The organism is Mycolicibacterium aurum, from assembly GCF_900637195.1.
Classification (GTDB): Bacteria; Actinomycetota; Actinomycetes; order Mycobacteriales; family Mycobacteriaceae; genus Mycobacterium; species Mycobacterium aurum.
The window spans coordinates 3,192,686-3,213,731 of the sequence record NZ_LR134356.1 but is presented as its reverse complement, the minus strand read 5'-3'; the positions used below and the strand labels follow the sequence as shown (position 1 = coordinate 3,213,731).

10 protein-coding genes and 1 riboswitch are annotated in these 21,046 nt (G+C 69.6%); all 10 genes read left to right on the top strand.

From position 1 onward, the window contains the following. Nucleotides 1-140 precede the first annotated feature (140 nt). Nucleotides 141-602, top strand: a complete 462-nt coding sequence (gene garA, locus EL337_RS15065) for a glycogen accumulation regulator GarA (RefSeq protein ID WP_048631272.1) — start codon at nucleotides 141-143, stop codon at nucleotides 600-602. A gap of 32 nt (nucleotides 603-634) precedes the next feature. After that, entirely contained in the window at nucleotides 635-1,381 is a 747-nt protein-coding gene (gene ftsR, locus EL337_RS15060; protein ID WP_048631103.1) for a transcriptional regulator FtsR, read from the top strand. A 49-nt stretch (nucleotides 1,382-1,430) separates the two neighbouring features. Next, nucleotides 1,431-1,925: a bifunctional nuclease family protein gene (locus EL337_RS15055; protein WP_048631102.1), complete on the top strand. Its 495-nt coding sequence runs from the start codon at nucleotides 1,431-1,433 to the stop codon at nucleotides 1,923-1,925. Nucleotides 1,926-2,147: 222 nt separating this feature from the next. Next, on the top strand, nucleotides 2,148-2,771 hold the full coding sequence (locus tag EL337_RS15050) for a MerR family transcriptional regulator (RefSeq protein WP_048631101.1): 624 nt from the start codon (nucleotides 2,148-2,150) through the stop codon (nucleotides 2,769-2,771). Nucleotides 2,772-2,795: 24 nt separating this feature from the next. After that, a riboswitch (glycine riboswitch) is annotated at nucleotides 2,796-2,894 on the top strand. Nucleotides 2,895-3,048: 154 nt separating this feature from the next. Beyond that, complete coding sequence (gene gcvP, locus EL337_RS15045; RefSeq protein ID WP_048631100.1) at nucleotides 3,049-5,907, top strand: aminomethyl-transferring glycine dehydrogenase; 2,859 nt, start codon at nucleotides 3,049-3,051, stop codon at nucleotides 5,905-5,907. A gap of 22 nt (nucleotides 5,908-5,929) precedes the next feature. Continuing rightward, on the top strand, nucleotides 5,930-6,673 hold the full coding sequence (locus EL337_RS15040; protein WP_048631099.1) for a thioesterase II family protein: 744 nt from the start codon (nucleotides 5,930-5,932) through the stop codon (nucleotides 6,671-6,673). A gap of 553 nt (nucleotides 6,674-7,226) precedes the next feature. Further along, entirely contained in the window at nucleotides 7,227-9,011 is a 1,785-nt protein-coding gene (locus EL337_RS15035) for an AMP-binding protein (protein ID WP_048631098.1), read from the top strand. Then, nucleotides 9,008-14,494: a type I polyketide synthase gene (locus EL337_RS15030; protein ID WP_048631097.1), complete on the top strand. Its 5,487-nt coding sequence runs from the start codon at nucleotides 9,008-9,010 to the stop codon at nucleotides 14,492-14,494. The genes EL337_RS15035 and EL337_RS15030 overlap by 4 nt, the downstream gene beginning before the upstream one ends. Before the next feature lie 59 nt (nucleotides 14,495-14,553). Continuing rightward, the gene (locus EL337_RS15025; protein WP_048631096.1) at nucleotides 14,554-16,284 is read left to right on the top strand and encodes an AMP-binding protein; all 1,731 of its coding nucleotides are present in this window, start codon (nucleotides 14,554-14,556) and stop codon (nucleotides 16,282-16,284) included. Beyond that, entirely contained in the window at nucleotides 16,281-21,041 is a 4,761-nt protein-coding gene (locus tag EL337_RS15020; RefSeq protein ID WP_048631095.1) for a type I polyketide synthase, read from the top strand. The genes EL337_RS15025 and EL337_RS15020 overlap by 4 nt, the downstream gene beginning before the upstream one ends. Nucleotides 21,042-21,046: the final 5 nt, after the last annotated feature.

Sequence of the window (21,046 nt, the reverse complement as noted above, 5' to 3'; positions counted from 1 at the left end):
GTGCAGACAGGCCGGAACGCAACGAGCGGATCCGGCAGTGGTGGACACAATGCGGTCGGATGCGCGGTACGGTCGACACCAGCGGCGGGACTGCTGGGGTCCGGCCGCGAATCGCCACGGCAGCCAGTGAGGAGCAGCGGGTGACGGACAAGGACTTCAACTCTGGGGCCGACTCTGATGAAGTCACCGTGGAGACGACATCGGTGTTCCGCGCCGACTTCCTCAACGAACTCGACGCTCCGCCCGCTGCCAGCGGCGAGAGCGCAGTGTCCGGCGTGGAAGGCCTGCCGGTGGGGTCCGCCCTGCTGGTGGTCAAGCGCGGCCCGAACGCGGGGTCACGGTTCCTGCTCGACCAGCCCACCACCTCGGCGGGCCGGCATCCCGACAGCGACATCTTCCTTGATGACGTCACCGTGAGCCGCCGCCACGCGGAGTTCCGCCTCGAGGGTTCCGAATTCCAGGTCGTCGACGTGGGCAGCCTCAACGGGACCTACGTCAACCGCGAGCCGGTGGATTCCGCGGTGCTGACCAACGGCGACGAGGTGCAGATCGGGAAGTTCCGCCTCGTGTTCCTGACCGGGCCCAAGGGCGACGGCGAGTAACTGACCCGACGAGCGCACGTGCGAACAGGCAGATGACACAACCCGACACCCCCGCGCTGAACGGGATGTCGATCGGGGTTGTCCTGGACCTGCTGCGCGGCGACTTTCCCGACGTCACGATCTCCAAGATCAGATTCCTGGAGGCCGAAGGACTCGTCACACCCGAACGCACCGCGTCGGGGTACCGGCGATTCACCGCCTACGACTGTGCCCGACTGCGGTTCATCCTGACCGCTCAGCGGGACCACTACCTGCCGCTGAAGGTGATCAAGGCGCAGCTCGACGCGCAGGCCGACGGCGAGCTGCCACAGAGCGTTTCGCCCTACGGGACGCCCCGGCTGGTCCCGGTCTCCGTGGAGACCGAGGAGGCGGCCACGGTGTCGTCCGGACCTACGCAGGTCCGGCTGAGCCGGCGCGACCTGCTCGAACGCTCCGGCGTCGACGACGATCTGCTGACCTCGCTGATGCGGGCCGGGGTGATCACCCCGATCTTCAAGGGTGCGGGCACGGCGTTCTTCGACGAGCACGCCGTGGTGATCGCGCAGTGTGCCCGCGCGTTGGCCGACTACGGGGTGGAGCCCCGCCATCTTCGTGCGTTCCGGTCCGCGGCCGACCGGCAATCCGACCTGATCGCGCAGATCGCCGGCCCGGTCGGCAAGGGCGGGAAGGCCGGAGCCCGGGACCGCGCCGACGATCTGGCGCGCGAGGTTGCGGCGCTGGCGATCACGCTGCACACGTCCTTGATCAAGTCGGCGGTGCGCGACGTTCTGGATCGCTGAGGACTAGACTTTCCCTGACGGGTTCGTCGGCTGCGGAGGGCAGGCTCAGATGGGTGAGGTTCGTGTGATCGGCATACGCGTGGAGCCGCCCCAGAACCAGCCCGTCCTGCTCCTACGGGAGTCCAACGGTGACCGCTATCTCCCCATCTGGATCGGCCAGTCGGAGGCCGCTGCGATCGCGCTGGAACAGCAGGGGGTCGAACCCCTGCGCCCGATGACCCACGACCTTTTCCGTGATGTCATTGCCGCCCTGGGCCATTCGCTGAAAGAGGTGCGCATCGTCGATCTCCAGGAGGGCACCTTCTACGCGGATCTGATCTTCGACCGCGACATCAAGGTGTCCGCCCGCCCGTCCGACTCGGTCGCCATCGCGTTGCGCGTGGGCGTGCCGATCTACGTCGAGGAAGCGGTACTGGCCGAGGCGGGGCTGCTGATTCCCGACGAGGGCGACGACGAGGCTCCCGGCGCAGTGCGAGAAGACGAGGTCGAGAAGTTCAAGGAGTTCCTCGACAGCGTGTCGCCCGACGATTTCAAGGCGACCTGAGTCACTCCGCCTTCCGTCGGGGCGCCTTGGTCACGGATGCGTCTCGTCGCGTTCGACACGCGGGTCGGGTTTTCCCCAACGCCGAATCGGGCAGCCATACTTGGTGCCGACGGGCAGTCACGGAACGCCCTCAAGCGTATGCTCGAACAAAATTCGGGCTGGCCTGCAGTGCGACTACGCAGGTCATGGACGCGGGTTCGATCGGTTGAGAGGATTCGACAAGTGGGAGACACGCCTCGCCAGGAGCAACTGGATCTGACCACAGGCTCCCCGGAGGCGGACACTCTCCCCCGAGCGGTCAGCGAGCCGGTCCAGGGCGGTCTGTTCCCCGACGATTCGGTACCGGACGAGCTTGTCGGCTACCGCGGGCCCAGCGCCTGCCAGATCGCCGGCATCACCTACCGCCAGCTCGACTACTGGGCCCGCACCTCGCTGGTGGTGCCGTCCATCCGGGGCGCTGCGGGATCGGGTAGTCAGCGGCTGTACTCGTTCAAGGACATTCTCGTCCTCAAGATCGTCAAGCGGCTGCTCGACACCGGTATCTCGCTGCACAACATCCGGGTGGCGGTCGACCATCTGCGCCAGCGCGGAGTCAAGGACCTGGCCAACATCACGCTGTTCTCCGACGGCACCACCGTGTACGAATGCACCTCGGCCGAAGAAGTGGTCGATCTGCTGCAGGGCGGTCAGGGCGTGTTCGGAATCGCGGTCTCCGGCGCGATGCGTGAGCTCACCGGTGCCATCGCCGACTTCCCGGGTGAACGCGCCGACGGCGGCGAGTCGATCTCCGCCCCGGAGGACGAGCTGGCCTCGCGTCGCAAGCACCGCGACCGCAAGATCGGCTGAGCCCCGGTAGACTCGGCCCCGCATCGCCCTTGCGCGGGAGAGTTCCGTGGCCGCCAGCCACGGACGCCGAAGGAGCAACACCTCTCCGTCAACCTCTCAGGCACCCAGGACCGCACCGGGCCCCGATGCCTCTGGAAAGTGGTGCGTGCACCCGCCCATGGGGAAAGGCCTCTTCGCCGAGACGGCGGTGCGGCCGAATCTCTCAGGCAACCCGGTCCGGGTCGACGACAGAGGGGGAGGGCCGCTTTCGTCTGCGCTCCCCGGGAGAAGTCGTCACGTGTCTGATCAGCATGCAACCCCGTCAGTACCTCGCTTCGTCGACAGGCACATCGGCCCCGACGCCTCGGCCGTCGACACCCTGCTGAGCACCATCGGCGTGGACTCGCTCGACGAGCTCGCCGCCAAGGCGCTGCCCAGCCGCATCCTCGATCCGCTGACGGCGGCCGGCGTCGCACCCGGGTTGGAGCACCTTCCACCCGCTGCCACCGAAGACGAGGCCCTCACCGAGTTGCGCGCGCTGGCCGACTCCAACACCGTCGCCGTCTCGATGATCGGACAGGGCTACTTCGACACTCTGACCCCGGCGGTGCTGCGTCGCAACATCCTGGAGAACCCGGCCTGGTACACCGCCTATACGCCGTACCAGCCCGAGATCAGCCAGGGCCGGCTCGAAGCGTTGCTGAATTTCCAGACCATGGTCACCGACCTGACCGGACTCGAGGTCGCCAACGCGTCGATGCTCGACGAAGGCACCGCCGCCGCCGAGGCGATGACGCTGATGTACCGGGCGGTGCGGGGCCCCTCGAACCGGCTTGTCGTCGACAGCGACGTCTACGCACAGACGGCCGCGATCCTCGCGACGCGCGCCGAGCCGCTGGACATCGAGATCGTCACCGCCGATCTGCGCCAGGGTCTGCCCGAGGGTGAGTTCTTCGGCGTCATCGTGTCGCTGCCCGGTGCCAGCGGGCGCATCACCGACTGGTCGGACCTCGTGTCAGCGGCCCACGACCGCGGCGCGCTGGTCGCGGTCGGTGCCGATCTGCTCGCCTTGACCCTCATCGCGTCGCCGGGCGACATCGGCGCCGACGTCGCGTTCGGGACCACCCAACGCTTCGGGGTGCCGATGGGATTCGGTGGTCCCCACGCCGGGTACCTGGCCGTGCACTCCAAGCAGGCCCGGCAGCTGCCCGGACGGCTGGTCGGTGTGTCGGTGGACGCCGACGGTTCGCCCGCCTACCGCCTGGCGCTGCAGACGCGCGAGCAGCACATCCGCCGTGACAAGGCCACGAGCAACATCTGCACGGCGCAGGTGTTGCTCGCGGTGATGGCGGCGATGTACGCGAGCTACCACGGCCCAGAAGGCCTGCGCGGCATCGCTCTTCGTGTTCACGGGCACGCCAGGGCATTGGCCGCGGGCCTGGCGGCCGCCGGGGTCGAGGTGGTGCACCGGTCGTTCTTCGACACCGTGCTGGCCCGGGTCCCCGGTCGCGCGCACGAGGTGCGCGCGGCCGCCAAGGAACGCGGCATCAACGTGTGGGTCGCCGACGACGACCACGTCTCGGTGGCCTGCGACGAGGCGACCACGGACGCGCACATCGCCGACGTCCTCGCGGCGTTCTCCGCAGAAGCGGCGCCCGCGGAGTTCGACGGCCCCTCCATCGCGACCAGGACCTCGGAGTTCCTCACCCACCCCGCATTCGCCAAGTACCGCACCGAGACCGAGATGATGCGGTACCTGCGCTCGCTCGCCGACAAGGACATCGCGCTGGACCGGAGCATGATCCCGCTCGGCTCGTGCACGATGAAACTCAACGCGGCGGCGGAGATGGAGCCGATCACCTGGCCCGAGTTCGGTCGCCAGCATCCGTTCGCGCCGGCGTCGGACACCCCGGGGCTGCGCCGCCTGATCGCCGACCTGCAGTCCTGGCTCACCGGGATCACCGGGTACGACGAGATCTCGCTGCAGCCGAACGCCGGCTCACAGGGGGAGTACGCCGGCCTGTTGGCGATCCAGGCGTATCACATCGCCCGCGGTGACTCCGCCCGCGACGTCTGCCTGATCCCGTCGAGCGCGCACGGCACCAACGCCGCGTCGGCGGCGATGGTGGGCATGAAGGTGGTGGTGGTGGCGTGCCGGCCGAACGGCGACGTCGACCTCGACGATCTGCGCGCGAAGGTCGCCGAGCACGCGGACCGGCTTTCGGCGCTGATGATCACCTATCCGTCCACCCACGGCGTCTACGAGCACGACGTCGCCGACATCTGCGCGGCCGTGCACGACGCCGGGGGGCAGGTGTACGTCGACGGCGCCAACCTCAACGCGCTGGTCGGCCTGGCCCGCCCTGGCCGGTTCGGCGGCGATGTCAGCCATCTGAACCTGCACAAGACCTTCTGTATCCCGCACGGCGGCGGTGGGCCCGGCGTCGGCCCGGTGGCCGTGCGGTCCCACCTGGCCCCGTACCTGCCGGGACACCCGTTCGCCGAGGAGCTGTCCGACTCGCACACGGTGTCGGCGGCACCGTACGGGTCGGCGTCTATCCTGCCGATCACCTGGGCCTACATCCGGATGATGGGTGCCGAAGGGCTGCGGTCGGCCTCGCTGGTGGCGATCGCCTCGGCCAACTACATCGCCCGCCGCCTCGACGAGTACTACCCGGTGCTCTACACCGGCGAGAACGGCATGGTGGCCCACGAATGCATCCTGGACCTGCGGGGCATCACGAAGGCCACAGGCGTGACCGTCGACGACGTCGCCAAGCGGTTGGCGGACTACGGGTTCCACGCCCCGACGATGAGCTTCCCCGTCGCGGGCACGTTGATGGTCGAGCCGACCGAGAGCGAATCGCTGACCGAGATCGACGCCTTCTGCGAGGCGATGATCGCCATCCGTGCCGAGATCGACAAGGTCGGGTCCGGAGCATGGCCGGCGGACGACAACCCGCTACGCGCAGCCCCGCACACCGCGGAATGCCTGCTGGTGGACGAGTGGAACCACCCGTACACCCGGGCCGAGGCGGCCTACCCGCTGGGCAAGGCGTTCCGGCCGAAGGTGTGGCCGCCGGTGCGCCGGATCGACGGCGCCTACGGCGACCGCAACCTGGTGTGCTCGTGCCCTCCCGTGGAGGCGTTCGCGTGAGCGCTAGCGATAGGGTGACCGCATGACAGGAGGTTCCGGGGCGGCAGAGCAGACGGCGCAGACGGCCCAGCCCAAGCTGTTCATCTTCCCCCACGCCGGCGGGTCCGCCCAGTACTACGTCCCGTTCTCGAAGACCTTCACGACCGACGTCAAGAGGATTGCCGTCCAGTACCCCGGCCAGCGCGGCAAGCAGGACTTCGCGTCATTCACCAGCCTGCCCGCGCTCGCCGACGAGGTGTGCCGGATGGTTTCGCCCGACAAAGACCACGGCGGGCCCGTCAGCTTCTTCGGACACAGCATGGGGGGGTTGCTGGCCTTCGAGGTGGCGCGTCGCTTCGAGGAGGCCGGCCGCCCGCTGGCGGCGTTGTTCGTCTCGGCCGTGGCGGCACCGGGCCTGGTGGGCTACGACGACATCCCCGACACCGATGACGGGCTGCTCGCAGCGGTGAGCACGATGACCGGCGCGAACCCGGAGTTCATGAACAACCCGGAATTCGCCGCGGCGATCCTGCCGACGCTGCGTGGACTGAAGGCGATCGCGAACTACACCTGTCCACCCGAGGTGACGTTGTCCTGTCCCATCCACGCGTTCTACGGCGACGACGACGAGATCGCGACGGCGGAGAAGGTGGCGCCGTGGGCGGCCCGGACCACGGCCGAATTCACGATGCGGGACTTCAAGGGCCACCACTTCTACCTCAATGACCATCTGGGTGATCTCGTGCCCGTCGTGGAAGCGGCGATCGGGGCAAGAGCCGTCAGCTAGACCGGTGCGTGTGGTATTCGCCACACCGGAATGTCGCTGGGTAGCGCGATGAGCAACATTTCACGTCTCTGCGGCGATATTGACTGTGCGCCCGCCAAGAGGCGGCCGGACCAGCAACTTACCGACAAGTCAGATAGGAAATTGACGCCAGCGTGCGTTTTTGGCAAACAACGTGCGGTGGTGTGAAGTGGCGGCGATCACTGCATTCAGCGGTCCTGGCTCTGTGCTCGCTCACCTGGCAATATCACGAATGAGCAACGCGAAATGCCTGGACGAGGTGCGCTGTTCCCGTCCCTGGCAAAACTGTGAACACGCTGTAAAGAACCTGTTCCACACCCGACCACACGCAGTTCCGGTGAAATCAGCCCCCAGCGGCCGACTTCCCTCTGGCAAGCAACTCGTGGTCTAATCCTTGGTCGGATTAGACGACATTGTTGACGGGCCAGTGTTAGCCTTCGGGCGAGCGGGGGGATGCGCGGCCACGGGCTGCGGGTCGGTTTGCCAACCAAGGCAATGATGCCGAGGCGCAGAAAAGTAATGAAAGGACGTCGCCATGCCGTTGCTTGAGTCGACCATTCCTGGGCTGCTCGCGGACCGAGCGCGGCAGCAGCCCGATGACGTGGCTTACACCTTCATCGACTTCGACGTCGATCCCGCCGGCTACGCCGAGACGCTCACCTGGGCCCAGATGTACCAGCGAGTCCAGGTGGTCGCCGAGGAGCTGCTGCGCCACGGCACGAAGGGCGATCGCGCCGCGATCCTGGCTCCCCAAGGCCTGGAATACATCATCGCCTTCTACGGCGCGATGACCGCCGGCTTCATCGCTGTGCCCCTTCCGGTGCCCGCCATGGGTCAGCTCGACGAGCGGGTCAACGGCGCGCTGAAGGATTGCCAGCCGGTCGCCGTGCTGACGACATCTGCTGTCGTCGGCGAGATCATGACCTACGTCGGCGCGCTCCCGGGCGGCATGTCGCCCGCGGTGATCGAGGTCGACGCACTCGACTTCGATTCGCCACGCACGGTCGAGGTGAACGTCGGGCCTTTGCCGAAGACGGCCTACCTGCAGTACACCTCCGGGTCCACCCGGGCGCCCGCGGGCGTGGTCATGACGCACAAGAACGTGATCGCGAACCTCGAGCAGATCTTCACCGACTACATGTCGCACCGCGGCGGCGTGCCCCCGCAGGACACGACGATGGTGTCCTGGCTGCCCTTCTACCACGACATGGGCCTCATCCAGGGCGTGTTCGCGACGCTGCTGTGCCCGCCCGACCCGAACGTGCCCGACGGCGCGTGGGGACGGCCCGCCGTGCTAATGAGCCCCGTGGCATTCCTGCAGAAGCCCGCCCGCTGGATCCAGCAGCTCGCCATCAACACCCACTCGTGGTCGGCCGCGCCGAACTTCGCGTTCGAGCTCTCGGTCCGCCGCACCTCGGACGCCGATCTGGCCGGCATGGATCTCGGCGGCGTGCTGGGCATCATCAGCGGCAGCGAGCGCATCCACTCGGCCACCATCCGCCGCTTCAACGAGCGCTTCGCGTCCTTCAATCTGCCCAACACGACGGTGCGCCCGTCCTACGGGCTCGCCGAGGCCACGCTGTACGTGATCTCCGCCCCCACCGGGCACACCCCGGCGACCGTCCGCTTCGACTACGAGAAGCTGTCGGCCGGTCACGCCGAGCGGTGCGGCAGCGAGGGCGGCTCGGAGCTGGTGAGCTACGGTGCCCCGCGCTCGTCGACCGTGCGCATCGTCGACCCCGAGACGCGGACCGAGAACCAGGACGGCAAGATCGGCGAGATCTGGGTCGCCGGCGACCAGGTGGCCATGGGGTACTGGCGCAATCCGGCGCTGACCGAGCGCACCTTCGGCGGCGAGATCGTCAAGCCGACCCCGGGCACCCCGGCAGGGCCGTGGCTGCGCACCGGCGACCTGGGCGTGATGTCCGAGGGCGAGATGTTCATCATCGGCCGCATCAAGGACCTGTTGATCGTCGACGGTCGCAATCACTACCCTGATGACATCGAAGCGACCATCCAGGAGATCACCGGCGGCAGAGTTGCGGCCGTCTCGGTGCTGGACGAGACCAGCGAGCAGCTGGTCGCCATCGTCGAGATGAAGAAGAAGGGCGCCTCCGAGGCCGAAGCGCTCGATCAGCTTCGCGCCGTCAAGCGTGAGGTGACCTCGGCGATCAAGAAGTCGCACAGTGTGCGCGTCGCGGATCTGGTGCTGGTGGCCCCCGGCTCGATCCCGATCACCACCAGCGGCAAGATTCGGCGCTCGGCCTGCGCGGATCGTTACCGGCTGGACGAGTTCAGCCGGCTGGACGTCACCACATGACCTCTGCGTTCGACGAGGACGCCCTTCGGAACTGGTTGGTCGACTATCTGGTCACCAACATCGGATGTAGTCCTGATGAGATCGATCTCGATGCACCACTGAACGATCTCGCCGTCGGATCCAGCGACGCCGTCGTGTTGACCGGCGAGCTCTCCGAGCTGCTCGGCCGCACCGTGTCCCCGGTGGAGTTCTGGCAGTACCCGACCATCAACGCGCTGGCCCGCTTCCTGACCGGGGGCGAAGTCGAGGCGGTCCCCGACGTGTCACCGGTCCGTCGCGCGATGGCCGACGACGCGATCGCGGTGATCGGCCTCGGCTGCCGGTTCCCCGGCGACATCCACGGGCCGGAGGAGCTGTGGGAGTTCCTCGCCGAGGGACGGTCCGCGGTCAGCCAGGTGCCGGAGTCGCGGTGGTCCTGGTACGACACCGGGTCGGCGGAAAGCGCCGCGGCACTCACCCGGACGACGCGGTGGGGCTCGTACCTGTCCGACATCGACGAGTTCGACGCGGAGTTCTTCGAGATCTCGCCCAGCGAGGCGGACAAGATGGATCCTCAGCAGCGGCTGCTGCTCGAGGTCACCCACGAGGCCCTCGAGCACGCCGGGATCCGTCCGGACACGTTGCGCCACACCCAGACGGGTGTGTTCGCCGGGGCCTGCCTCGGCGAGTACGGCGTGATGGCCTCCAAGGACCTCTCCGAGGTCAACGCCTACTCCGGCACGGGCGGTGCCCTGAGCATCATCGCCAACCGGGTCTCGTACTACTTCGACCTGCGGGGCCCCTCCGTCACGGTCGACACCGCCTGCTCGTCCTCGCTCGTCGCGATCCACCTGGCCTGCCAGAGCCTGCGCACCGGAGATTCCGACGTCGCGCTCGCCGGCGGCGTGAACGTGATCCTGTCGCCCGCGGTGACCCACAGCTTCGACCAGGCCGAGGCGATGTCCCAGTCCGGCCGGTGCCACTCCTTCGACGCGCGCGCCGACGGGTTCGTCCGCGGCGAGGGCTGCGGCGTCGCGGTGCTCAAGCGGCTCTCGGATGCCCGGCGCGACGGCGACCGGGTGCTCGCGGTCGTCCGCGGCTCCGCGGTCAACCAGGACGGGCGCTCCAACGGTCTGATGGCACCCAATCCGGCAGCACAGATGGCCGTCCTGCGGGCCGCCTACGCGGCGGCCGGGGTGGAGCCGCGCGAGGTCGATTACGTCGAGGCGCACGGCACCGGCACCCTGCTGGGGGACCCCATCGAGGCGCGCGCACTGGGCACGGTGCTCGGTCGCGGTCGGCCCGCCGACGCCCCGCTGCTGCTCGGCGCGGTCAAGTCGAACCTCGGCCACACCGAAGCCGCCGCCGGGATCGTCGGCTTCGCGAAGACCGTGCTGGCGCTGCAGCACGGCAGCATCCCCGCCAACCTGGACTATCAGTCGCCCAACCCGCACATCCCGTTCGACAACCTGCGGCTCAAGGTCGTCGCCGAGCCCACCGACTGGGCCGCCACCGGCCGCCCCCGCACCGCGGGCGTGTCCTCGTTCGGCTTCGGCGGCACCAACGCCCACGTCGTCCTCGAGGAAGCGCCCGACAGCGCGCCGCCTGCGGCGGCGGACGAGGAATCGCACTCGCCGATCACCACACTCGTGGTGGCGGGCAAGTCGGCGCAGCGGGTCGCGACGACCGCCGGTGCGCTGGCCGACTGGATGACCGAGGCCGGCGCGCAGGTCCCGCTGGCCGACATCGCGCACTCCCTCAACCATCACCGTGCTCTGCACTCGAAGTTCGCCACGGTGTGCACGCGGGACCGGGCCGGCGCACTGGCCGGACTGCAGGCCCTCGCCGCCGGCCGTACCGCGCCCGGCGTCGTCCCCCCGCACGACGGGGCGTGCCGTCCCGGGACCGTGTTCGTCTACTCCGGGCAGGGCTCGCAGTGGACCGGGATGGGCCGCCAGCTGCTGGCCGACGAGCCCGCGTTCGCCGCCGCCATCGCCGAACTGGAGCCGGTGTTCGTCGAGCAGGTCGGCTTCTCACTGCAGCAGGTCATCGCCAACGGCGAGACGGTCACCGGTATCGAGCGCATCCAGCCGGTGCTAGTGGGCATCCAGTTGGCGCTCACCGAACTGTGGCGCTCGCACGGGGTTCATCCCGACGCGGTCATCGGCCATTCGATGGGCGAGGTCGCGGCCTCCGTCGTCGCAGGCGCGCTGTCGGTCGCCGACGGACTGAAGGTGATCGCGACGCGCTCGAAGCTGATGTCGCGGCTGTCCGGGCAGGGCGCCATGGCGCTGATCGAACTCGACCCCGACGCCGCCACCGAACTCCTCGCCGACTACCCCGACGTCACGCTGGCGGTGTACGCGTCGCCGCGACAGACCGTCATCGCCGGACCACCCGACCAGGTGGACGCGGTGATGGCCGCCGTGTCGGCCCAGGAGCGGCTGGCCCGCCGCATCGAGGTCGATGTCGCTTCCCACCATCCGACGATCGATCCGATCCTGCCGGACCTGCGGGACGCCCTCGCCGACCTCAAACCGGTTGCGCCGACGATCCCGATCATCATCACCACCCGGGACCACGACGGCCCCGAGCCGGTGTTCGACGCCGACTACTGGGTCGACAATCTGCGTAACCCGGTCCGTTTCCAGCAGGCCGTGGCGGCCGCAGGTGCCGAGCTCGGCACCTTCATCGAGGTGAGCCCGCACCCGCTGCTGACCTACGGCATCACCGACACCCTCGGCACCACCCACCACCACACCGTGCCGACACTGCTGCGTGCCACCGACGACGCGGCCGACGAGACGCTGACCTTCCACACGCACCTCAACAGCACGTACACCACCAAGCCGCCGGTCACCGAGCACGCACCCGAACCCCATCCCGAGCTGCCGACCACGCCGTGGCACCACACCAAGCACTGGGTGCCGGCGGCGACCACGGAACGACACGGCCCCGCGGCGCCCCAGCTCGGCACGCTGCTCGGTGACCGCACCGCGGTCGCCACCAGCCCGCCCACGCACCTGTGGCAGGCCCGCCTGATCCGGGAGGCGAAGCCGTATCCGGGCTTCCACCGGATTCAGGGTGTCGACGTCGTCCCGATGTCGGTGCTGCTGCAGACCCTCACCGTGGCGGCGGCCGAATGCGGCGCCACCACCCTGGCGGACATCCGGTTCGACCGTCCCGTGGTGGTCGACCAGCCGCAGGTGATCCAGATCGTCGCCAACGGTGACTCCGTCACGATGGCGTCCGCGCCCACCGCGGACGCGGCCGCGAACCGCTGGGTGCGCCACGCGGCCGCGCGCATCTCCGCCTCCGCCGAGCACGCCGGCGCCGCAGACAGCGCCCAGCTGCAGATCGCCGATGGCGAGGGCACCCAGTACGACCGCACCACCGTCGACGAACTACAGGCCAAGTGGGGGGTGGAAGGACAGCCCTACCCCTGGACGATCGTGTCGTGCCGGGCCACCACCGACGGCGTGCACGCCGAGGTGCAGTGGCAGGACAACACCGCGGTGGCGCTGCTGGACGCTGCCGTTCAGATCGCCCGCCTCGCCGACATCACCGATACCCGGCTGCTCGTGCCCGCGGGCGTCGAGAGCATCTCCGTCGTCGGCGATCTCACCGACACCCTCGGCACCGTGACGGTCCGGCGCAGGCAGGACAGCGGCGAGGACCTGGTTCTCGACGTCACCGCCACCGTGCCCAACGGCAGTCTGCGCGTGGACATCCGCGGCCTGCGGTATGTCGACGTGCAGGCAGGCCCTGCGGACTCGTCGACGGTGGCGGCGGCGCCGCGCGACGTCGCCCACGCGTTCGCCTGGGAGCCGTGGAGCGTGGATCCGGCGCCTGCGACCGGCACGCTTGCCGTGCTCGGGTCATCCGACACCGCCCTCGAACTGCGCGACCGACTCGGCAGCGCCGGCTTCACCGTCGTCGGCGAGGCCGAGGCCCGGTGGGTGCTCTACGTGGCCGACGCGGCCGCCGACGACAACGATCTCGCCGCCACGGCGCGGCTCTCACGCGAGGTGGCCGACATCGTGGGGCGGCTCGCCGCCAGAGAACGCGACGAGCCAAGGCTGTGGATCGTCACCGAGGGCGTGCGCGACGCGGAGTCACACTCGTCGGTGCGGCAGAGCGGCCTCTGGGGCATCGCCGCCGTGATCGGTGCCGAACAGCCCCAGATATGGGGCGGACTCGTCGATGTCAGCCCAGGCGACCTCAGCTCCGACGGTGCCGACTCGACCGCGTCGGCGTTGGCCGGCGTCATCGCCACTCCCGCCAAGTCGATCCTGTCGCTGCGCGGCGGAGAGTTCTTCGCGCCCGCGCTGGCGCCGATCGCCGACGACCCTGTCCGGGAAGCGCTGCGATGCCAGCCGGACGCGGCCTACCTGATCACCGGTGGTCTCGGCGCCCTCGGCCTGCGAACGGCGGACTGGCTCGCCGACCGCGGTGCCCGCCGCATCATCCTGGCCGGCCGGACCGGCCTGCCCCCACGCCGCGACTGGGGCGACCCGGCACTCGGGCGAGACGTGCGCGACAAGGTCGCAGCGATCCGAGCCCTGGAGCAGCGTGGAGTGTCCGTCGAGGTGGCGGCGCTAGACATCGGGTCCCGCGACGCGGTGCAGGCGCTGGTCGACACGCGCGACGAGGCCGGCGCGCCGCCGATCCGCGGCGTGATCCACGGCGCCGGGCTGACGGAGAGCCAACTGCTCACCGACCTCGACGACGAGCGGTTGCACAGCACGCTGTGGCCCAAGGTCGCCGGGGCGCAGGTGCTGCACGAGGTCTTCCCGGTCGACAGCGTCGACTTCATGTTCATGACCGCGTCGGCAGGCACCGTGTTCGGCGTGCCCGGCCAGGGCGCCTACGCCGCGGGCAACGCCTACCTCGACGGCCTGGCCAGGGAGCGCCACCGGCAGGGCGGCCTCGGCGCCAGCCTGGACTGGGTGGCCTGGCAGGGCCTGGGATTCGGCTCGGATGCCCAGGTGGTGGTCGACGAACTGGCGCGGCACGGATCGCGGCCGGTCACCGCCGCCGAGGCGTTCGCCGCCTGGGAGTACGCCAGCACCTTCGACGTCGCCCATCTGGTGATGGCACCGATGCCGTCCACCGAGGGATCCGCGGACCCGTCGGCCGGTGCCACGCGTGCGCCCGCCAAGGCGTGGACGGAGATGTCGTCCGAGGAGGTCCTGGCCGAACTCGAAGCCGGTCTGCGTGCCGTGCTCGCGATCGAGCTGCGGATCGCCGACGACGAGGTGGCCACCGACCGCCCCTTCGCCGAGATGGGACTCAACTCGGTGATGGCGATGTCGATCCGGCGCGAGGTGGAACAGCTGGCCGGGATCGAACTGTCGGCGACCATGCTGTGGAACCACCCGACCATCGGTTCGCTGGCCGCTCACCTGGCCGACAAGGTGGCACCGCAGACAACCGCGGAGGCCGACGACGAGTCGTCCGGCGACAGCCTGCTCGACTCGCTGTTCGACAGCGTTGAGAACTGATTTCCCTGATTGCCCCGATGCGCGAGATCATGTCGGGAGTCGATTGAAAGGATGTACTGATGGCGCCGTCTGAAGCCACCATTCCCGCGGTACTCGCCGACCGTGCGCAGAAGCAGCCAGACGACACCGCGTACACATTCGTCGACTACGAATCCGACCCGGCAGGCATCGCCGAGAGCCTGACGTGGTCGGAGGTGCACGACCGCGTGCAGATCGTGGCCGAGAAGCTGACCAAGGTCTGCTCTCCCGGGGACCGGGTCGTGATCCTCGCACCGCAGAGCCTGGAGTACATCATCGGGTTCCTCGGCACCATCGCCGCCGGGCTGATCGCGGTCCCGCTGTCGATGCCGCAGACGCGTCACCACGACGAGCGGGTGACCGGCGCGATGAAGGACTCGACGCCGACCGTGGTGCTGACCACGTCCGCGGTGGTCGACGACATCCGTCGCTACGGGCAGGCCGACCCGAAGCAGCGGCCGCCGAAGTTCATCGAGGTCGACACGCTGGACTTCGACACACCCGCCGCGCAGGCGGCGCCGGCGCCGCTGCCCAAGACCGCGTACCTGCAGTACACCTCGGGGTCCACCCGGCAGCCGGCCGGCGTGGTGGTCACCCACAAGAACGTGGTGATCAACGTCGACGAGCTGCTCACCGACTACTACGAGGCCTATCCCGGCGGTGCTCCCGACGACACCACCATCGTGTCGTGGCTGCCCTTCTACCACGACATGGGCCTGATCGTCGGGGTGTTCATCCCGATGATGCTCGGCAAGCCGGCCGTGTTGATGAGCCCGGTCGCGTTCATGATGAAGCCGTCGCGCTGGATGCAGCTGCTCGGCTCGAACCCCAGTGCGTTCACCGCGGCGCCGAACTTCGCGTTCGAGCTCGCCGTCAAGCGCACCACCGACGAGGACATGGCGGGCAAGGACCTCAGCACCGTCGCGGTGATGATCAACGGTGCCGAGCGCGTCCACGGCGCCACCGTGCGGCGGTTCAACGAACGTTTCGCCGCGTTCGGCCTGCCTGCGTCGGCGATGCGCCCGTCGTACGGACTGGCCGAGGCGACGGTGTACGTCGCCGCGTCCGCCGGTGGCCGTCCGCCCACGGCGGTGCGGTTCGATTTCGAGAAGCTGGCGGCCGGCCACGCGGAAGTCTGTGCGGATGACAGCGGTGCCGAGCTGATCGGCTGCGGAGCGCCGCGGTCGACGACGGCGCGCGTGGTCGATCCCGACACCCTGGTCGAGAACCCGGCGGGCAAGATCGGCGAGGTCTGGCTGCACGGCGAGCATGTGGCCGCCGGCTACTGGCACAACCCGAAGCTGAGCGAGCTGTTCGCGGCCCAGCTGTCGGAGCCCACCGCGGACACCCCCAAGGGGCCGTGGCTACGCACCGGCGACCTGGGCGTCATGTTCGACGGCGAGCTGTACATCATCGGCCGGATCAAGGACCTGCTGATCGTCGACGGACGCAACCACTACCCCGACGACATCGAGGCCACCGTCGCCGAGTTCACCGGCGGCCGGGTGGCGGCGATCTCGATTCCCGACGAGGCCACCGAGAAGCTCGTCGTCATCGCCGAGCTGAAGAAGCAGATCGACCCGTCCGCGCTGGAATCGGTCAAACAGCAGGTCACCTCGGCCATCTCGCAGACGCACAGTGTCGGCCTCGCCGATTTCGCCCTGGTCGGACCGGGCTCGCTCCCGCTGACCACCAGTGGCAAGGTCCGGCGCGCATCCTGCGTCGAGCTGTACCGCGCTGACAAGTTCAGCAGGCTGGACGCCACTACATGACCTCAGCTTTCGACGAGGCTGCTGTTCGTCGCTGGTTGGTCGACTACCTGGTCACGAACAACGGTTGCAGTCTTGAGCACATCGAACGCGGCGCGTCGATGCACGACCTCGGGGTGGGATCCCGGGACGCGGTCGTGCTCACCGGCGTGCTGTCGGAGTACCTCGGGCGCACGGTGTCGCCGGTGGACTTCTGGCAGTACCCGACCGTCGATGCGCTTGCCAAGTTCCTCACCGGCGGCGAGGTGGAACCGGCCGGCTCGGCGGACGAGCACGAGCGGTCCGCCACACTGGACGAGCCGATCGCGGTCATCGGCCTCGGTCTGCGCCTGCCCGGCGGCCCCGACCTCGACGGCAACATCGAAGGCCCGGACGCGTACTGGGACTTCCTGACCGAGGGCCGATCCTCGGTGCGCGAGGTGCCCGAGGATCGCTGGTCGTGGTTCGACGACGGCACACCCGAGGGTGCTGCCGCGCTGGCCGGCACGACCAAATGGGGTTCGTTCCTGCGGGACATCGACGCGTTCGACGCGGAGTTCTTCGAGATCATCCCGCGCGAGGCCACCCGCATGGACCCGCAGCAGCGGCTCCTGCTCGAGGTCACCCACGAGGCACTGGAACATGCGGGCATCCCCGCCGACGCGCTCGCCGAGAGCCGCACCGGGGTGTTCGCCGGCGCCAGTGCCGGCGACTACGCGCAGCTCGGCTCGACCGATCTGAGCGGCGTCGACGCGTGGTACGGCACCGGCGGCTCGATCAGCATCATCGCCAACCGCGTCTCCTACTTCTTCGACCTGCGCGGCCCGTCGGTCACCATCGACACGGCGTGCTCGTCATCGCTGGTCGCCATCCACCTCGCCACGCAGAGCCTGCGCACCGGCGACTCCGACCTCGCGCTGGCCGCCGGGGTGAACCTGCTGCTGTCACCGGCCGGCACGCGCAGCCTGGATCAGGCCGAGGCGATGTCACCGACCGGACAGTGCCACGCGTTCGACGCCGACGCCGACGGATTCGTCCGCGGCGAGGGCTGCGGCGTGGCCGTGCTCAAGCGGCTGTCGGACGCGCAGCGCGACGGCGACCGGGTGCTCGCGGTCATCCGGGGCTCGGCGGTCAACCAGGACGGGCGTTCCAACGGCCTGATGGCGCCGAACCCGTCGGCGCAGATGGCCGTGCTGCGGGCGGCCTACGCGGCCGCCGGGGTCAACCCGCGCGACGTCGACTACGTGGAGGCGCACGGCACCGGCACGCTGCTGGGCGACCCGATCGAGGCGCGCGCGCTCGGCACGGTGCTGGGCAAGGGCCGCGCGGTCGACGCGCCGCTGCTGCTCGGTGCGGTGAAATCGAACCTCGGCCACCTGGAGGCGGCCGCGGGCATCGCCGGATTCGCCAAGGCGGTACTGGCCCTGCAGCACAGCAGGATCCCGGGCAATCGCGGGTACCAGACCCCCAACCCGCACATTCCGTTCGAGAAGCTGCGCCTGCGGGTCGTCGACCAGCACACCGACTGGGCTCCCGCGGGACGACCGCGGCGCGCAGGCATCTCGTCGTTCGGGTTCGGCGGCACCAACGCCCATGTCGTGATCGAGCAGGCACCGGTCCCCGTCCCGTCGGACGATGAGGTACCCGGCCCCGTCACCACGCTGGTGGTGTCGGGCAAGACTCCGGAGCGCGTCGCCGCGCAGGCCGCGGCGCTGGCCGACTGGATGTCCGGCGCCGACGTGTCGCAGGCGTCATTGCCTCAGGTCGCGCACACCCTCAACCACCACCGAACCCAGCACTCCCGGTTCGCGACCGTCGCCGCCCGCGACACCGCGCAGGCGATCGCGGGACTGCGGGCGCTGGCCGACGGCCAGTCCGCGCCGGGTGTCGTCGCGCCCGCGTCGTCGGTCCCGCAGCCCGGCACCGTGTTCGTCTACCCCGGGCAGGGTTCGCAGTGGCCGGGCATGGCCCGGCAGCTGCTGGCCGACGAGCCCGCCTTCGCGCAGGCACTGGCCGAGATCGAACCGGTCTTCGTCGAACAGGTCGGCTTCTCGCTGCACGACATCATCGCCGGCGGCGAACCCGTCACCGGCGATGCCCAGGTGCAACCGGTCCTGATGGGCCTGCAACTCGCGCTGACCGAGCTGTGGCGATCCCACGGCGTGCACCCCGACGCGGTGATCGGCCACTCGATGGGGGAGGTCACCGCGGCGGTCGTCGCCGGGGCGCTCACCCTCGCCGACGGTCTCAAGGTCATCGCCAAGCGGTCGTCGATCATGTCCCGGCTGGCTGGGCAGGGGGCCGTCGCGCTGCTCGCCGTCGACGCCGACGAAACCGCGGCGCTGATCGAGGGCCACCCCAGCGTCGAGATCGCCGGGTACCTGTCGCCGCGCCAGACGGTGATCGCGGGCCTGCCGGGCGAGGTCGACGCCGTGATCGCCACGGTCACGTCGCTGAACACGTTCGCCCGCCGCGTCAACATGGTCGTCGCGTCTCACACGGCGCTGATGGACCCGGTGCTCGACGACCTCGCCGCGGCACTGGCCGACGTCGATCCCAGCATCCCGACGCTGCCGTTCCTGTCGACGGTCACCGACCCGGGAGTCAGCCCGGTGCTGGACGCCGACTACTGGGTGGCCAACGTGCGCCGACCGGTCCGGTTCAGCCAGGCCGTCGCGGCCGCGGCGGCCGACCACGGCACATTCATCGAGATCAGCCCGCACTCCACGCTGGGCCAGTCGATCACCGACACCCTGGCCGCGCCTGCCGGCGAGCCGGTCCACCACGTCATCGGCACGCTGGCGCGCGACGGCGACGACACCGTCACGTTCCACGCGAACCTGAACGCGACCCACACGGCGCGCCCGCCGCACACGCCCCACCTCGGCGAACCGCACGTCGCGCTGCCGACGACACCGTGGCGCAGGAGCAGGCACTGGGTCGACGTCCGGCCCCGTCGCGCCGGTGTGGTCCGCTCCGGGGCGTTGCCCACCGACAGCGCCGTGCCCGCCGAGTGGTTCTGCGAGTTGACATGGCCCGCCAAACCCCTTGCCGGACAGCTTGATCCAGCTGTGGACGAGGTGGACAACTGGCTGGTCGTCGGGGATGACGAGCTGGCCGCCGAGATGGCGCGACTGCTCGGCGAGGACGCCGTCACCGCCGGCGGCGCCGACGACGTCGGCTCCGCCACGCACGTGGTGTACGCGCCGTCGGCCGGCGACGAGCTCGGCTACGACGTGTTCGAGACCGGACGCGCGCTGGTGGCCGCGGCCGCCGCCCGGGACCTGCCGCCGACGCTGTACCTGCTGACCCGCAACGCGCAGCCGGTCGCCGAGGGGGACAGGGCCAACGCATCCCAGGCGGTGCTGTGGGGCCTGGGCCGCACGCTGGCGCTGGAGCATCCCGAGATCTGGGGTGCCGTGATCGACGTGGACGAGTCCGTGCCCGCCGTCGTCGCGGCGCGCTGGGTGCTGGCCGAGGCCCACGCCGGTGACGGTGAGGATCAGCTGGTGTACCGGGCAGGCACCCGGCGGGTGGCCCGCCTGGTGCACGCCCTTCCGCCGGCGCCGACCGGCCCGGAGGGCCTCGATCCCGACGGCGCGCACCTGGTGATCGGTGCGACCGGCAACATCGGGCCGGGACTCATCGAGCAGCTGGCGGCGATGGGTGCCAAGACGGTCGTCGCGGTGTCCCGCAATCCCGGCACCCGGCTCGACGACCTCACCGCCCGGCTCGCCGCGACGGGGACCACCGTGGTGACGGCCGCCGCCGACGCGGGCGACGAAGCGTCCCTGCGCGCGGTGTTCGACCGGTTCGGGGCCGACCTGCCGCCGCTGACCGGCATCTATCTGGCGGCGATGAGCGGCGGGCCGGTCACGCTCGCCGACATGACGCACGACGATGTCGTCGCGATGTTCCGGCCGAAGATGGATGCGGCGGTGCTGCTGCACAAGCTGTCCCTCGGGCACCCGGTCGCGCAGTTCGTGCTGTTCTCGTCCATCTCCGGTGTGCTCGGGTCCCGCTGGCTGGCGCACTACGCGGCGACGACGACGTTCCTGGACACGTTCGCGTTCGCCCGGCGCGCCGCCGGGCTGCCCGCCTGCGCCATCAACTGGGGCCTGTGGAAGTCGCTGGCCGACGTGCAGACCGGCTTCGAGAAGCAGGCGACCGAGGAATCGGGCCTGGAGCCGATGGACGACGCCGTCGCCATCACCGCGCTGCGCTCGTTCGTCGGACCGCAGGCACCGGCCAGGGCCACCGTGGTGGCGGCGGACTGGCCCCGCCTGGCCGCGGCGTATCACACCCGGGCGCAGCTGCACATCCTCGACGACCTGCTCACCGAGGAGGCTGCGACAGGCGCCGGATCCCTCACGGGCGACACCGAGTTTCGCCAGAAGCTGAAGGACTGCGACTCCGAACGGCGGGTGGACCTGCTGACCGACCACGTGATAGCGCAGGTCGCGGCGGCAATGGGGCTGGCGTCGGCGCACACGCTGGACCCGAGCGTCGGGTTCTTCCAGTTCGGCATGGATTCGCTGATGAGCGTAACGCTGCAGCGTTCCCTGAGCGAAAGCCTGGGGGAGACGCTGCCTGCGTCGGTGGTTTTCGACTATCCGACCGTCGAGGCGCTCACCGATTATTTGGCAACGGTGCTTCCTGAGATAATCGAGACCGCCGGTACGGGGAATGAGGTCGACGACGATCTCACTTCCACAGAGGACGCCTACGATGACCTGGCCGAGGACGAGCTGCTGGCGAGGCTCTCGGAAAGATTGAGTTGACTGAG

Excerpts from the sequence above, each read along its gene's own strand:
- ftsR (WP_048631103.1), top strand. The coding sequence starts at position 635 with ATGACACAACCCGACACCCCCGCGCTGAACGGGATGTCGATCGGGGTT.
- EL337_RS15055 (WP_048631102.1), top strand. The coding sequence starts at position 1,431 with ATGGGTGAGGTTCGTGTGATCGGCATACGCGTGGAGCCGCCCCAGAAC.
- EL337_RS15040 (WP_048631099.1), top strand. The coding sequence starts at position 5,930 with ATGACAGGAGGTTCCGGGGCGGCAGAGCAGACGGCGCAGACGGCCCAG.
- EL337_RS15035 (WP_048631098.1), top strand. The coding sequence starts at position 7,227 with ATGCCGTTGCTTGAGTCGACCATTCCTGGGCTGCTCGCGGACCGAGCG.
- EL337_RS15030 (WP_048631097.1), top strand. The coding sequence starts at position 9,008 with ATGACCTCTGCGTTCGACGAGGACGCCCTTCGGAACTGGTTGGTCGAC.
- EL337_RS15025 (WP_048631096.1), top strand. The coding sequence starts at position 14,554 with ATGGCGCCGTCTGAAGCCACCATTCCCGCGGTACTCGCCGACCGTGCG.
- EL337_RS15020 (WP_048631095.1), top strand. The coding sequence starts at position 16,281 with ATGACCTCAGCTTTCGACGAGGCTGCTGTTCGTCGCTGGTTGGTCGAC.